Genomic DNA, 13,744 nt, shown 5'->3' with positions numbered 1-13,744 from the left:
ATTTACTTTTATGAAAACAATGATTCTATTTTTTACATTGACATTTATTACGATGCCGTCACAAACCATTTTCCGAATTACCAAACTACCTTCCAATACAGACAAAAATGCAAAAATATATTTAGCTTCCAATCTGAATGGATGGAAAGCAGATGATTCTCAATTTGAATTTAATAAAAGTGCAGACGGCTTTTATACTTTGAAAATTCCTTCTCAGAAAGAAAAAATAGAATATAAAATCACAAAGGGAAGTTGGGATTTCTCGGAAACAGATGAAAACGGTAATGGAATTTCTAACCGAATTTTAGAAAATCCCGGCCAATCTCAAATTGTGGAATTACAGATTAAAAGCTGGGGTTCGCCCAAAGAAAAGAAACATACATTGACTTCTAATGTCAAAGTATTAAGCGAGAATTTTATGATTCCGCAACTCAACACCACCAGAAAAATCTGGATCTATCTCCCACCCGATTATGAAACTTCTAAGAAAAAATATCCTGTCATCTATATGCACGACGGGCAAAATCTCTTTGATGATTTCACGAGTTTTTCAGGCGAATGGAGCGTAGATGAAACATTGAATCAAATCTTTCAGGAATCAGGGAAATCTGCAATTGTCATTGGAATTGATAACGGAGGAGACAAAAGATTAGCAGAATATTCGCCGTGGAATAATGAAAAATACAAGACCACAGGCGAAGGTGATCTTTATGTTGATTTTTTAGCAAAAACTCTGAAACCTTACATAGATAAAACTTACAGAACTGAAAAACAAGCTTCTAAAACCATTATTCTGGGAAGTTCTATGGGTGGCTTGATTTCGCTTTATGCTTCTGCAAAATATCCTAATATTTTTGGTAAAGCAGGAATCTTCAGCCCGGCGTTTTGGTTTGTTTCTAAGGATTTAAATAAATATCTGAATATCAATAAAAGCAATCTTAAAAATTCTAAATTCTATTTTGTAGCAGGCAAAAACGAGGATGAAACAATGGCACCGGAAATAGAAAACATTGAGAAATTATTATTAAAGAAATCGGTTCCGGAAAAGAATATCGTGGTAAAAGTAGATGAAGACGGAACACATACGGAGGCTTACTGGAAACGCGAATTGAAGGCAAGTTTGATCTGGCTGTTGAAATAACTTTTGAAGCACCGAATTTTTGCAGCCCGGCTTGAGCGGAAATCCTTTTTTGCGGATGAAAAGCTAAGGCAAAAAGATTGGGAGCGGAAGACGGATATAGCTGCCCAAATTATAAATTAATACCGAAGCTGTCGAAGAAGGCTAAATTACTCTACACAAAGTAAAACAAAAACACTAAATTTGCAGCATTTATGGAAAGTAACAGACAACGAAAAGTAGCACAGATCATTCAGGAAGATATGGCGGAAATCTTCCGCAAACAGGCATCAGAAAGCAAACAGAGCTTTATGGTTTCGGTTTCTGATGTGAAAGTGACGCCGGATCTCAGCATCGCAAAAATATATCTCAGCATTTTTCCAGCAGAATTGCGCAAGCCAATTATGAAGGAAATCAATACCAATAATTCTTTTTACAGAAATTATATCGGCCAAAAAATGTCTAAGCAAGTGCGCATCATTCCGCAACTGGCATTTTATATAGACACAAGTCTGGATGATGTAGAACGCATCGAAAGAGAGCTGAAAGGCGAAGGCGACAACCCAATTCTTTAATTTTACGCACGATTGAGAAATGCTTTTTACATAGCATCCCGATACCTGATTTCAAAAAAAGGTAGCACCGCAGTGACGTTTATCACTTGGCTGGCGGCATTTGCTATGGTGGCTGCTGTGGCTGCGATGTTTATTATTATTTCGGTTTTTTCCGGCTTGGAGGAACTGAATAAAGATATGATTGCCAATCTGCACGCGGATCTAACGATAAAAAGTAAAACCGGAAAAGTACTTCCCGATATTGATAAAATAGAAAAAGCACTGCGAAGTAATTCTGATGTTGCTCATTTTTCTAAAGTAATTGAGGAGAAAGCATATCTTGGATATAAAGACAATGGGGAAATTGCTTATCTGAGAGGTGTAGATTCTGCGTACGTCCACGTGAATCCTATTAATGAAAGTATTTTCTACGGCAAATATCCCGACTTCAAATATAATAATGAAGTCATTATGGAAAATGGTTTGGACAACAGGCTTTCCCTTCCTGTGAACTCCAGCCAGGATTTTGCAACGATTCTGATGCCGAAACCGGGGAAAGGAATCATACAACAAGAGAATGATATTTTCAATAAAAAAGATATTTACGTCAGTGGGATTTTTCCGGGAAATGAGCAACTGGACAATTACATCATTGCACCGATAGAACTGGCTCAGGAACTTTTGGGACTTCCGAAATCTGCTTGTTATCAGATTGTTATCAAACTTAAAAATTCCGCAAATTCTGAATTGATAAAATCTAATCTTACCAAGGAATTTGGAGATAAGATCATAGTCAATACAAAATCTGAGGAGAATGCAGCGTTCTGGAAAATGATTAATACCGAAAAGCTGATGATCTATCTGATCTTCGGATTGGTGATTTTCATTACCACATTTAATTTGGCTGGGGCTATTACCATTCTTCAGCTTGACAAAAAGGAACAGGCAAAAGCATTGATTGCATTAGGATTCACCAGAACAGATCTGCGACTTACCTACTTTTTCACCGGATTACTGATTGTCTTTTTCGGACTGATCTCCGGACTTCTGATCGGTTCTGCCATTTGTTTTATGCAGATCCAGACAGGTTTTTTCAAAGCGAGTGAGAACCTAGCCTTTCCGGTGCGGATAGAATCTTTTAATTACATTGTGGTTTCTGCCGTTGCATTGTTTTTCGGACTTATTATTTCTTTTTTATTCTCGAAAATCAACAAAAGGTATCTTGTTGAGAAATAACAATTAACTCAAAATTAATCGTACTTAAATTTTACTTAAAAAGTAAGATTAGCGATACAAGTTTTAAAATTTAGGTATAACTTTACGACCTAATTTTTTGAAATGAAAAAATCTATCCTAATTTTATTTGTTGGAATTTTTGGGTTTGCGAACGCTCAGGAACCAACAGGCTATTACAGCACTGCTACCGGACTTACCGGATATGCATTGAAAACAAAACTTGGCGAAATCATTACCGCCGGTTATCAAACCAAAAGTTATGATGCACTTTATACTGCGTATCCGACTACGGACAGCGATAATTTTTATGAAAATGATGGTTCTGTTCTGGACATCTATTCGGAAAATCCTACAGGAGCAGATCCTTACAATTACCAGCACGGTGTAAAAAAATGTGGAAATTACTCAAACGAGGGTGATTGCTATAACAGAGAGCACACCGTTCCTCAGAGTCTTTTCAACGAGGCTAGTCCAATGGTTTCTGACGTACTCCATATTTTACCAACTGACGGTAAAGTGAATGGAATGAGAAGCAACTACCCTTTTGGAAAAGTGACCAATCCATCCTGGACTTCCAAGAATGGATCTAAGGTTGGAAGCAATACTGTAGGAAACTATTCAGGAACCGTTTTTGAACCCATCAATGAGTTCAAAGGAGATATCGCAAGATGTCTATTGTATTTTGTAACAAGATATCAAACAAGATTGTCAAGTTTCTCTTCTGGAAATATTCTAAACACGAGTAATGTAAATCAAGGATTGCAAACCTGGGAATTGAATCTGCTTTTACTTTGGCATCAGCAGGATCCCGTTTCTCAGAGAGAAATTGTAAGAAACAACGCGGCATATGTGCATCAGAAAAACAGAAATCCGTTTGTAGATCATCCGGAATGGGTAAGTGCAATCTGGGGGAATTCTCCTTTAGCTGTAGATGACGCTTCCTTTTCCAAAAACCTTTCTATTGCTCCAAATCCCGTAAAAGGAAATGTCATCAATGTAAGTGGAGACAAAGATTTGAAGAAATTCAATAAAGCAATGATTTACAATATGGTTGGACAAAATGTTCAAACTATTGAAAATCCTTTCCAAAACGGAAGTACAATTACACTTAATAATTTACCAAAAGGCGTTTATATTCTGAAAACAGGAGAATTAAACACTAAGTTCATTATTGAGTAATTAATAATAAATTTTATTACCAAAAAGACAGAAAATAATTTCTGTCTTTTTTTATTTTACAACAGTAATGAACTACATACGTTTTATAATCAATCAAAATTATTTATTTAACGCTATTTCATAATCTCCAATGTTAACAACTTAATACTTTAATATTTAAATAATTTTATACCTTAGCCGCCCTAATTAAAATTAATGAAAAAAATAATTTCTTTTCTGTCTGTAGGTCTTTTTGGCTTAGGACTGGCTCAGATCCCAACAGGCTACTACAATGGAACTACCGGACTTACTGGTTTTGCACTAAAAACTAAGGTAAGCCAGATCATTACAAGTGGTCATCAGGACAAAGGTTACAACTGGGCTGTTTTTACCACTTCCGACAGAGACAAGTATTACGAGAATGATAACAGTGTTTTGGATGTTTATTCCGAAAATCCAACAGGAGCAGATCCTTACAAATACACGATAGGAACCAACCAATGCGGCAATTACAGTGGCGAAGCATCTTGCTACAACAGAGAGCACAGCATTCCTAAATCTACTTTCAACGATAATACACCAATGCATAATGATTATCATCACCTGTTGCCGACGGACGGTTATGTGAATGGAAAAAGAAGCAACTGGCCTTATGGTGAAGTTGGTACGGCGAGCTGGACTTCTAAAAACGGATCAAAGTTAGGCTCAAGCAAGCTTAATGGTTACGGTGGAACAGTTTTCGAACCAATCAACGAGTTCAAAGGCGATATTGCTAGAATATACTTCTACTTCGCAACTCGTTACGAAAACAACATTCAAAGTTTTGTTTACGATATGTATGACGGTTCCAAAACCAAAGTTTTTGCAGAACCTTTTTTAGCAATGCTATTAAAATGGAATCAGCAGGATCCGATTTCTCAGAAAGAGATTGATAGAAACAATGCTGTTTATGCTTACCAAGGAAACAGAAATCCTTACATCGATCATCCGGAATGGATCACAGCAATCTGGGGTGCTGCTCCGCTTGCAGTAGATGATGCTTCTTTTTCTAAAAACCTGACGATTGCTCCAAATCCTGTAAAAGGAAATGTAATTGCAGTAACCGGTGACAAAGATTTGAAGAAATTCAACAAAGCGATGATTTACAATATGGTTGGACAAAACGTTCAGACGATTGAAAATCCTTTCCAAAACGGAAATACAATCACCTTAAACAATTTACCAAAAGGAATTTATATCCTGAAAACCGGAGAATTGAACACGAAATTTATAGTAGATTAATAGTCTTAATAAATTATAAAACTCAGAAAACAGTTGTCATTGGCAACTGTTTTTTTGTACCTTGAAATCTCAAAACTTTTATATAATGAGACATCATCGATTATTCAAATTTTTATTCTTTGCATTTATTCTGAACTCACTCCTATTCTTTGGTCAGGACAAACCATATTGGAAAGAGATTCAGGAATTCAAAAAACTAGATCAGCAAAACGGAATTCCTAAGAAACCAATCCTCTTAGTTGGAAGTTCTTCTTTTACAAAATGGACAGACGTGAATGATTATTTCCCCGGAAAGACAATCGTGAATCGTGCATTTGGCGGATCCAGATTATTGGATCTCAATAATTATGCACACGAATTACTAAATCCCTACAAACCAAAACAGATCATCATCTACTGCGGAGAGAATGATGTTGCGATGGATAATCCAACAGCAGCTGAAGTTTTTGAACGGTTCAAAACATTCTTTGGAAAGATTAGAGCCAAATATCCGAAAGTTCCAGTTGCCTATGTTTCGATTAAATATTCTCCAAGCCGTGAGAAGTTCTGGCCAGTTGTAAAAGAAGTCAATCAAATGATCGAATCTTATCTTAAAACTCAAAAAAGAACCGATTATATTGACATTACAAAAGTGATGAACGATGCCAATGGTAAAGTAAGAACTGATATTTTCCTGGATGATATGCTCCACATGAAATTGGAAGGCTATCAGCTTTGGACAAAAGTAATGGCGCCGTATTTAAAATAATATGATTTATTTCAGTTTCTATTTGTAATTAGTCTAAATTACTATATATTTGCGATATGAATCAGCCAGTTATCGCATTTAGAATTGCACCTCTCGCACCAGCATTTGGAAATACAGAAGAAATGTATTGCGGCAAAAAAAATTGCTGTAAGAAATTCAAAAAAGGAAAACGTTGCAAAAAATGTCCTGGCCGCGAAAAAATCAGTTAAACATCAGCCATACAATCATAAGGGCTAATGCTAAAAATATTATTAAGGAAACCAGTCTTTTGGATTTGGTTTCTTTTTTTTGTGGTTTTTGGAAAGTTTCAGAAGGATTATTCAGTGAATCTTTCTGGTCAGAAAGGGATTCATTCTCTGCCAATTCTGTAATTGTAATTCCCTGAACAATTGTTTTGTGAAGAATCGTGTTCGTCGCGTGGAGCAAGATTTGAAATTTTCCCTGAGAATCGAATTCTTTAATTCTAATTGTTCGTTCTCCATTCGGTTTTTCCAATCCGAAAGGAACAATTTTTACAAGATCCGCATCGTAAGTATTCCAATAGATCGTGATCTCTTCATCCTTTTGAGCACGAATTTTACTCGCCGAGAAGTTCTTGATTTTCGGAGGCAAAATACTTTTGACATTCCGTTGCTGGCTGCCAAGATTCTGGTCGTAGATCCTTTTTCTCTCAGGATTTGTGAGCATTTCGTATGCTTCCTTCACTTCCTTGAAACGGTCGGAGAAATAGTCATCGTTCTCATTCTTGTCCGGATGGTACTTCAAAGACAATTTCCGATAGGCTTTTTTGATGTCTTCCGCAGAAGCATTTTGAGGAATCCCGAGAAAGTAATAATAATCCTTCACAAAACAAATTTAACGATTTCGCCCGTTCAAAAACAAAAACGGAAAGCATAACTTCCCGTTTTTTCTAACAATTTAATTTAATTTCTTGAAAATTACTCCGCTTCCGCAGTTCTGCGCTGGCAGCATCCTCTTCCGAATTGCGTTCTCACTTTCTCTTTCAGCGAGTTGTACTCTTCGTCATTCATCGTTCTGATTCTGTCTGCGAATCCGAATGGTGTTCTTTCTTTCACATCATATTCGTCAAAAATTCCTTTTACGAATTCTTTTGTTTTCTGTGCTTTTTTTGCGATGATGGCGATGGCGGCTAAACCTGCGATCGCTAAAATTCCTTTTTTCATTATTTTAAATTTTACGTTTTACATTTAGGAAGACGCAATGTGACTTTGTTTACTTTAAAATAATTTTTTGGGCGCCTTTCTCCGTCTTTCACTCCCGCTTTTTTCTGCCATTGCGAGGGAAGTGAAACAATCTGTTGAAACTTTTGTCAATCGCAATAATAGAAAAAGAGCTCCGTTCTAGCCGGGACGCGTTTCGCAGGATTGAACTTTTGTCAATCAATTACCATTTAAGTTTTATGTAAATTTGGTACTGAAATTTTTAGCCGATAGCTTAAATAACAAAAATCAAAACCTTTTTTATGATTAAAAGAATTATAATTTATATAATAATCTACGCTGTACTTCTCATCGCAATTGTTTTTACATTGTCTGAAATGGAAACATTTTTTATTTTGGCAATTGTTATTTCAGGTTTAGGATTCGGAATCTTAATCGTATTCGAGGTTTATAAAAAATACATTGTTGGTTCGAAACCTAAAAATTATAACTTAGAATACATCAACTCAAATGTTGAAAATCTCAATAAGATTTCGCAAAAACCCTTTTTGTTTGGTCTCGAAAAGAAAATAATTTCAGACGATGAGTTTTATTTTGATGATGAAAATTTTTATGTTGTAAATGGTAATAACGAAACTGCGAAATTTAATCTGAATAGCATTACAGAACTAAGCAGAACTTCCATCAGAATTAATAACAGCACAATCTGGCAAGTCAAAATCAATCATAAAGAAGAAGAATTAATTTTCAAGTTCGCAAATAATTATACCATCTGGAACAAGAATTTCCTCCTCTTTTATGAAAAGCTGAAAGCTATAAATCCTTCAGCCATCAAATCAAAATGGAGTCTGTGGAAAATGTAAAATTAACTCCATACAAAAACCAAAAAGTTTTGCAATCGCAAAGCTTTTTTTCTAGTTCGTTTTCATAAAGTCGAAAGCACCTTTCCGCAGATGGATGCCGTATTCCAGCCAGGCTTTCATACAAGAGAGAAAATTCGCCCAGCCTTCGGTTTGTCCTATTGCCCATTTGACGCCTTTCTCATCCATCTCGTGACCTTCTTCGGACACCTTTACAACCGTTTCATCTTCGGAAATTTTCTGTAATTCTATCGTGACCACAGATTTTGGGTCCCAGACAAAAACAATCTTTTCATTCAGTATTATTTCTTTTGTTGTTAAAGGATAAGAACCTTCGAACTCAGGGAAAGACCAGAAAATTTCTTTATCAGCTTCCATTTTTCCGGAACCTTTGGAAATGAAATAATTCTGCATTATTTCCGGATTCACAATGGCTTCAAAAATTTCAGAAACTGGTTTCTGAATTCCGATAGTTGCTTTTGCCGTTAGTTTTTCCATAAATAATTTTATCCTTCGTAACCGGAATCTTTACTGAAATTGATCATCCAGCAAACTCCAAATTTATCTTTGAAACTTCCGAAATAGTCGCCCCAGAATTGGTCTTCCATAGGCATCTCTATTTCGCCGTCTGCTGATAAGGCGTTAAAAATTCTGTCCGCTTCTTCCCTACTTTCCGGAAATATTGAAATGTAATTTCCGTTTCCCTGATTTAGTTTGTGTCCCATAGACGGAACTATGTCAGACGCCATTAGCAAATCTTTTCCGATTGGTAAGGCGATGTGCATCACACGGTTTTTCTCATCTTCGGAAAGGGTTTCTGTTCCAGGTGCATTTCCCATTTTCATCACGCCGCCGACGAATTCTCCGCCGAAAACAGATTGGTAAAATGTAAAAGCTTCTTCAGCCTTTCCATCAAAATTGAGATATGAATTTAATTTTGGCATTTTTATGTTTTTAGATGTTTGTTTTGAAACTTATTAACGCTGAATTGCTGCAGCCCGACTTGAACGGAAATCCTTTTTTGCGGGTATTCGACTTCTATTTAAACTGAAATCGTCTGCAAAAAAGATTGACTTCGTCGAACCACTTCGTTAGGTTTGGGAGTGAAAGGCGGAAAAGTTGCCCAAATAATTTTAATGCGCCTGAGCCTTCGCCGGATCGTCATAATTTACCATCCACTGGATTCCGAATTTGTCTTCCCACATCCCGAAATAAGCGCCCCAAAATGTATCCTGGAGTTCCATGGTCACTTTGCCGCCTTCGGAAAGTTTTGTGAAAAGATCCAAAGCTTCTTCTCTGGAATCGGTGTTGATGGAAACCGAAAAGTCATTTCCGTTTTTGTATTCACCCATTCCTAGAAGTGAATCGCTGCCCATCAGAGTTGTTTCCTTGGAAATCGGAAGTGAAACGTGCATAATTTGGTTTTTGTATTCATCTGCCAATGGTGGCATTCCTTCCATCGGTGGCATCTCACCAAATCTTCCCCAGAAAGGAACTTTGGTGCCAAATGCGGATTCATAAAATTTAAAAGCTTCTTCGCACTGTCCGTGAAAAGTAAGGTAAGGGTTTACTGTTGCCATAGTTTTGTTGTTTTATAGTTTGGTTTATGAAGTTAAAAAATTTTTGATTTGATTGATTGTAAAATCTATAAGTTCGGTCTCTGTTTTTCCGTTTTCGTCCGCTATCAGATAATTGCCGTGTGTTGCAGGCAGAATCATCAGTCGGGAATCTGGAATTTTGTGATTCATCTCTACAAAATGTTCTGCTTTTACGATATCTCTGTCGCCGGCAATGAGGAAGACCGGACTATTGATATTCTCTAAAATACCGTCTTCAAAATCTTGGAAATGAACCATTCTCTGACTGTCTTTTTCAAACATATTCTGAAATTTTTCCAGATCAGGATTTAGTTTTAGAAAATTTGACTTCAGATATTCAGGCATATCATTTACAGTTGAAGCCAGCATATTGTCAAAGAATCCATCAATGAGTCCATTTTTACTGGTATTGCCGGAAGCAAAAATTAATTTTTCTACCCTTTCCGGAAATTGATGGGCAATTTTCATCGCAGTTGTAGCGCCGTTGCTAGAGCCAAAAAACATGGCTTTGTCAATATTTAATTGATCCAAAACAACCATAATGTCGCTTGCATCCTGATCGAAAGTTTCCGGAATGTCGCGGTGCTCGGATCGTCCGTGATTTTGAAGATCGATGAGAATCAATTTGAAATCATCAGACATTCTTTTAATCGTTTCTTCGAAGTCAAAAAAGCCGGAAGAACCGCCTCCGTGAATCAAAACCAAGGGTTTTCCTTCGCCATATATTTCATAGTAAAGTTTGATTCCGTTTGCATTTTTGAAGCCTTTTGAATTTGTTTTCATTAATATTTCATATTGTTGTCGAAGTCGTATTTCATTCCTTCGTAACCGAGAATTCTTCTCATCAATCCGATCTGTCCGCAGAGGTAATCTTCTCTTCCGATACACATTCCTACGAAATTGAGAACGTTTTCCGGAAAGAAATCGATGTTCATTCCCATTGGAAAGGCTTTGTCTAATTCTTCATCAGAAGTTTCCAGAAGTTTTTGATAAACTAAAGGCGAAATTTTGTGAAAACTATCTTTTAGTTCTTCCAGAGTCGGATAAACGAAATTCTCGTCCAACGCTTTTCCCTGAAAGAATAACTCGCCTTGGGGATTTTTCTCATCCAATCCGAGGACATTTCCTAGTGCATAACGCATGTCCAGAAAATTACCAGCCATCCAAACAATATGATTTGTTTTTCCTTCGATTCTTTTCTTGGCATCATCTTCTGAAATGCCATCTAAAACCAGTAAGAAGTTTTGAGAATGACCACGAAATGCAGGAATGATAATATCCATCTTGCTTGATTTTGGTTTGTCCATCATTTGTATTTTTAATTTTTTTCTGATAATTCTTTGATGATCTCCAAGCCTTTTTTGAAGCCATTGTCAAACATATCTTTGAATTCCTCATTAGAATCTACTTCAATTTTCAAAGTTGTTTTTCCGTCCTTTTCTTCAAGATAGTACCCTTCCAAACTACCGTTCCAGGCTTTTACTTTTTCACTCTCTGTGTCTTCAACGCCATTGACCATTTCACCCAAATGCTTGAATACCAGTTGTTTATTTTCTTCGATTTTGTCGATTGTACTTACCATTCCATTCTTTTTGCTGCCATCGGTAAAATAAGTTTTCCCACCAACTTGCCAATCGGTTACCATATTAGAATCCGGACTGAAAAAGTAAGTCCATTTGGAATAAGTATTTTTATTCCACAAAACATCCCAGACTTTTTCTGCAGATGCATTAATTTCTGTTTGATACTTTAATGTTTCCATAACTTTAATTTTAAGAATTTACGGCATCTTCAATATCTTTGATGATGATTTTTTTCATTTTCAACATAGCATCGAATGCTTTTTTAGAAACTTCGGGATTGTCATTATTTGTTAATTCGATCAGCCGTTTCGGTGTGATCTGCCAGCTGAATCCATATTGATCCTTCAGCCACCCGCACATACTTTCTTCGCCGCCTTCTGTCAATTTGTTCCAGTAATAATCAGTTTCTTCCTGAGAATTGGTCATAACAACCATTGAGGTTCCTTCCGAAAACTGAACTTTATGATCGTGAGAACTGTCCATCGCCATCATCGTATAATGATTGATTTGAAACTGTGAATGGGCAATATTTCCTGCTGGTTCGCCTTGACCTTCGGGATAATCCATAATGCCTTCAACATTGGAATTTGGAAAGATATCTGTATAAAAACTGATTGCTTCTCTGCATTTTCCGGCATTGGTTCCAGTGAACATCATTGTAGGAGAAAATTTCTGTTTGGCTTTTTCCGAAGCGTAATATAGTTGCCATGAGATTCCGTACTGATCTTCCACCCAGGCATATTTTTCGCTCCAGGGGTAAGTGTTCAGTTCCATCATTACTTTTCCATTTTCGGAAAGCTTTTGGTAGTGATTCTCCACTTCCTCGTGAGAATCGCACATCATCATTAGAGACAATGTTTGATTTGGTCTGAATTGTGGACCTACACTCAGAAACATTAATTTTTGACCTTCAATTTCTAGATTAATAACCATTGAAGTATCAATCGTTATCTTTGAATTTTTGAAAATTGATGTGTAAAATTTAGCAGCCTCGCTCCCATTTTGGTTGAACCAAATGCAGGGAAAAATATCGTTGTTCATAATTGGAATATTAGAAATTAGACTTTAGATTTTAGATTAAATGAAATTCCTTAATCAATAATCTTTGTTAAAGACTTTCAGAATATTTTTTGAAATTATCCAAAATAGCCTGCCAACCGTCTTTTTGAAACTCAACCGGATTTTGATTTTCAGGATCGAAGTTTTCTGTGACTTTGGTTTTATCATCCGATAATTTTTCAAAGATCACTTCGATGTTTCTGTCATCTTCGAAATGATATTTAATAAGTTTATTTTCTATAACATCATCGTAAATGCCTATCAAATCAAAACCGAAACTTCCGTCTCTTGCCTGCATTCTTACGTCTAATTTACCACCGACTTTCAAATCATTACTAGCCGAAGGACATTCCCAGCTTTCGTGTGCAAAGTTCCAATTGACGATGTGTTTGGGATTATTAAAAAAATCCCACACTTGATTGATTGGTTTGTTAATTTCTGTTTGTATTGTAACTTGTTTCATACTTATGATTTATTTCAAAGTTAAAATTCTTCCGGAAACTGCAACTTGCCATAAGGCAATATCTTTATTTGAAACAAAAAATCACTCTTAAAAGAGTGATTTTCAGTTGATTTATTTTTCAAATTTTATCGGATACTTGACATTGGTATAATTGTCTATACTTGCTTTGAGTGACCCAACTGCGAGTTCTGCTTTTATCAGGACCGGAACGCGATTTTGATCATTTGTGACCCACATCGTGACGCCTTCCTTATCTTTAAAAACCCTACCACTTACTACCGAAGGAATAATTTTGAGGCAATTAACCTTACCAAATTTTGTAGAAATTTTCTCGGTTCCCACTACTCTTAATTGAAATGGGAATAATTCATCATCAATCCAGACGCTCATTTTCAACACATTTCCAACTTTTAAATTATCAGCACTTCTCAAATAATAGAAACACGACAATATATCCTGTACATCATTGGGAACTTTGACCGTTTTTGCAGGTCTGTCAGTATGTTTTTTATCAACTAAAACCAATGTGTTGTTGTTGGTATTAAATGTACTTTGCAGATGCTGAGTATAACTTCCCTCGGAGACATTTCGCACATAAAAAAGCGGCTCCTGCTTCGCGCTGATGTAGCTTTCATAAACATCTTCAACCTTAAAAAATGCCTTCGCGGCACCACTGGTTTTACCAACACCTCTGACATAGAAAGCCGGCTGACCGTTGTACGAAGTTTTGGTTGTGGACAAAGTTGCATTACCAGCTGTAATAAATCCGTAATGGATTCTAAAGCTTATTGTTTCTCCTGCATTGATATTATCAAACTGAGCCGAAAGCGCAGAAAAGATAAAAATCCCGACTAATAAAAAAATATTCTTCATTAATTGTTGTTTGTAAATATGTAATGACAAATT

At 36.3% G+C, this 13,744-nt stretch carries 18 protein-coding genes; 7 read left to right on the top strand and 11 right to left on the bottom strand.

All coding sequences use genetic code 11. The features are described 5' to 3' along the window. Positions 1-10 precede the first annotated feature (10 nt). The 6 genes from OPU68_RS09840 to OPU68_RS09815 all read left to right on the top strand — a co-directional run bounded on the left by OPU68_RS09840 (position 11) and on the right by OPU68_RS09815 (position 6,094). Positions 11-1,141, top strand: coding sequence for an alpha/beta hydrolase (locus tag OPU68_RS09840; RefSeq protein WP_498473809.1), 1,131 nt, complete (start codon positions 11-13; stop codon positions 1,139-1,141). A gap of 191 nt (positions 1,142-1,332) precedes the next feature. Beyond that, a complete protein-coding gene (rbfA, locus tag OPU68_RS09835) occupies positions 1,333-1,692 on the top strand; it encodes a 30S ribosome-binding factor RbfA (RefSeq protein WP_232705062.1) in 360 nt (119 codons plus the stop codon). 12 nt (positions 1,693-1,704) lie between these two features. Continuing rightward, positions 1,705-2,907: an ABC transporter permease gene (locus tag OPU68_RS09830; protein WP_498473808.1), complete on the top strand. Its 1,203-nt coding sequence runs from the start codon at positions 1,705-1,707 to the stop codon at positions 2,905-2,907. Positions 2,908-3,009: 102 nt separating this feature from the next. Next, positions 3,010-4,086 (top strand): endonuclease, encoded by a 1,077-nt coding sequence (locus tag OPU68_RS09825; protein WP_498473807.1) that lies wholly within the window; start codon positions 3,010-3,012, stop codon positions 4,084-4,086. A gap of 195 nt (positions 4,087-4,281) precedes the next feature. After that, positions 4,282-5,346, top strand: coding sequence for an endonuclease (locus OPU68_RS09820; RefSeq protein WP_498473806.1), 1,065 nt, complete (start codon positions 4,282-4,284; stop codon positions 5,344-5,346). Between the two features lie 85 nt (positions 5,347-5,431). Beyond that, positions 5,432-6,094, top strand: coding sequence for a GDSL-type esterase/lipase family protein (locus tag OPU68_RS09815; protein WP_498473805.1), 663 nt, complete (start codon positions 5,432-5,434; stop codon positions 6,092-6,094). 201 nt (positions 6,095-6,295) lie between these two features. Here OPU68_RS09815 and OPU68_RS09810 read toward each other — a convergent pair whose 3' ends face one another. Together OPU68_RS09810 and OPU68_RS09805 are read right to left on the bottom strand one after the other, a co-directional pair. Then, entirely contained in the window at positions 6,296-6,940 is a 645-nt protein-coding gene (locus OPU68_RS09810; protein WP_498473804.1) for a DnaJ domain-containing protein, read from the bottom strand. A 92-nt stretch (positions 6,941-7,032) separates the two neighbouring features. Continuing rightward, a complete protein-coding gene (locus OPU68_RS09805; protein ID WP_498473803.1) occupies positions 7,033-7,278 on the bottom strand; it encodes a hypothetical protein in 246 nt (81 codons plus the stop codon). Positions 7,279-7,577: 299 nt separating this feature from the next. Between OPU68_RS09805 and OPU68_RS09800 the strand changes: the two genes are divergently transcribed. Beyond that, complete coding sequence (locus tag OPU68_RS09800) at positions 7,578-8,138, top strand: hypothetical protein (protein WP_498473802.1); 561 nt, start codon at positions 7,578-7,580, stop codon at positions 8,136-8,138. Positions 8,139-8,189: 51 nt separating this feature from the next. Here OPU68_RS09800 and OPU68_RS09795 read toward each other — a convergent pair whose 3' ends face one another. The 9 genes from OPU68_RS09795 to OPU68_RS09755 all read right to left on the bottom strand — a co-directional run bounded on the left by OPU68_RS09795 (position 8,190) and on the right by OPU68_RS09755 (position 13,711). Then, positions 8,190-8,633 (bottom strand): SRPBCC domain-containing protein, encoded by a 444-nt coding sequence (locus OPU68_RS09795; RefSeq protein WP_498473801.1) that lies wholly within the window; start codon positions 8,631-8,633, stop codon positions 8,190-8,192. Positions 8,634-8,641: 8 nt separating this feature from the next. Next, positions 8,642-9,079 carry a VOC family protein gene (locus tag OPU68_RS09790; protein ID WP_498473800.1) on the bottom strand — a complete coding sequence of 146 codons (438 nt, stop codon included), beginning with the start codon at positions 9,077-9,079 and terminating at the stop codon, positions 8,642-8,644. Between the two features lie 189 nt (positions 9,080-9,268). After that, positions 9,269-9,715: a VOC family protein gene (locus OPU68_RS09785; RefSeq protein WP_498473799.1), complete on the bottom strand. Its 447-nt coding sequence runs from the start codon at positions 9,713-9,715 to the stop codon at positions 9,269-9,271. 24 nt (positions 9,716-9,739) lie between these two features. Continuing rightward, positions 9,740-10,516, bottom strand: coding sequence for an alpha/beta fold hydrolase (locus OPU68_RS09780; protein ID WP_498473798.1), 777 nt, complete (start codon positions 10,514-10,516; stop codon positions 9,740-9,742). Beyond that, the gene (locus OPU68_RS09775) at positions 10,516-11,043 is read right to left on the bottom strand and encodes a DinB family protein (RefSeq protein WP_498473797.1); all 528 of its coding nucleotides are present in this window, start codon (positions 11,041-11,043) and stop codon (positions 10,516-10,518) included. The genes OPU68_RS09780 and OPU68_RS09775 overlap by 1 nt, the downstream gene beginning before the upstream one ends. Before the next feature lie 8 nt (positions 11,044-11,051). Further along, positions 11,052-11,495: an SRPBCC family protein gene (locus OPU68_RS09770; RefSeq protein ID WP_498473796.1), complete on the bottom strand. Its 444-nt coding sequence runs from the start codon at positions 11,493-11,495 to the stop codon at positions 11,052-11,054. 10 nt (positions 11,496-11,505) lie between these two features. Next, a complete protein-coding gene (locus tag OPU68_RS09765; protein ID WP_498473795.1) occupies positions 11,506-12,357 on the bottom strand; it encodes a VOC family protein in 852 nt (283 codons plus the stop codon). A 67-nt stretch (positions 12,358-12,424) separates the two neighbouring features. Beyond that, positions 12,425-12,838 carry an SRPBCC domain-containing protein gene (locus OPU68_RS09760; protein WP_498473794.1) on the bottom strand — a complete coding sequence of 138 codons (414 nt, stop codon included), beginning with the start codon at positions 12,836-12,838 and terminating at the stop codon, positions 12,425-12,427. Between the two features lie 111 nt (positions 12,839-12,949). Then, positions 12,950-13,711: a DUF3108 domain-containing protein gene (locus OPU68_RS09755; RefSeq protein WP_498473793.1), complete on the bottom strand. Its 762-nt coding sequence runs from the start codon at positions 13,709-13,711 to the stop codon at positions 12,950-12,952. Positions 13,712-13,744 lie beyond the last annotated feature (33 nt).

It is taken from the genome of Chryseobacterium sp. TB1-D10 (assembly GCF_059803555.1).
The sequence above is the reverse complement of the archived record's forward strand: the minus strand, read 5'-3'. Positions and strand labels throughout refer to the sequence as shown.

Bases quoted from the DNA above. Each gene is read 5' to 3' on its own strand.
- OPU68_RS09840 (WP_498473809.1), top strand. From the start codon at position 11: ATGAAAACAATGATTCTATTTTTTACATTGACATTTATTACGATGCCG.
- rbfA (WP_232705062.1), top strand. From the start codon at position 1,333: ATGGAAAGTAACAGACAACGAAAAGTAGCACAGATCATTCAGGAAGAT.
- OPU68_RS09825 (WP_498473807.1), top strand. From the start codon at position 3,010: ATGAAAAAATCTATCCTAATTTTATTTGTTGGAATTTTTGGGTTTGCG.
- OPU68_RS09820 (WP_498473806.1), top strand. From the start codon at position 4,282: ATGAAAAAAATAATTTCTTTTCTGTCTGTAGGTCTTTTTGGCTTAGGA.
- OPU68_RS09815 (WP_498473805.1), top strand. From the start codon at position 5,432: ATGAGACATCATCGATTATTCAAATTTTTATTCTTTGCATTTATTCTG.
- OPU68_RS09805 (WP_498473803.1), bottom strand. From the start codon at position 7,278: ATGAAAAAAGGAATTTTAGCGATCGCAGGTTTAGCCGCCATCGCCATC.
- OPU68_RS09800 (WP_498473802.1), top strand. From the start codon at position 7,578: ATGATTAAAAGAATTATAATTTATATAATAATCTACGCTGTACTTCTC.
- OPU68_RS09795 (WP_498473801.1), bottom strand. From the start codon at position 8,633: ATGGAAAAACTAACGGCAAAAGCAACTATCGGAATTCAGAAACCAGTT.
- OPU68_RS09790 (WP_498473800.1), bottom strand. From the start codon at position 9,079: ATGCCAAAATTAAATTCATATCTCAATTTTGATGGAAAGGCTGAAGAA.
- OPU68_RS09785 (WP_498473799.1), bottom strand. From the start codon at position 9,715: ATGGCAACAGTAAACCCTTACCTTACTTTTCACGGACAGTGCGAAGAA.
- OPU68_RS09780 (WP_498473798.1), bottom strand. From the start codon at position 10,516: ATGAAAACAAATTCAAAAGGCTTCAAAAATGCAAACGGAATCAAACTT.
- OPU68_RS09775 (WP_498473797.1), bottom strand. From the start codon at position 11,043: ATGATGGACAAACCAAAATCAAGCAAGATGGATATTATCATTCCTGCA.
- OPU68_RS09770 (WP_498473796.1), bottom strand. From the start codon at position 11,495: ATGGAAACATTAAAGTATCAAACAGAAATTAATGCATCTGCAGAAAAA.
- OPU68_RS09765 (WP_498473795.1), bottom strand. From the start codon at position 12,357: ATGAACAACGATATTTTTCCCTGCATTTGGTTCAACCAAAATGGGAGC.
- OPU68_RS09760 (WP_498473794.1), bottom strand. From the start codon at position 12,838: ATGAAACAAGTTACAATACAAACAGAAATTAACAAACCAATCAATCAA.
- OPU68_RS09755 (WP_498473793.1), bottom strand. From the start codon at position 13,711: ATGAAGAATATTTTTTTATTAGTCGGGATTTTTATCTTTTCTGCGCTT.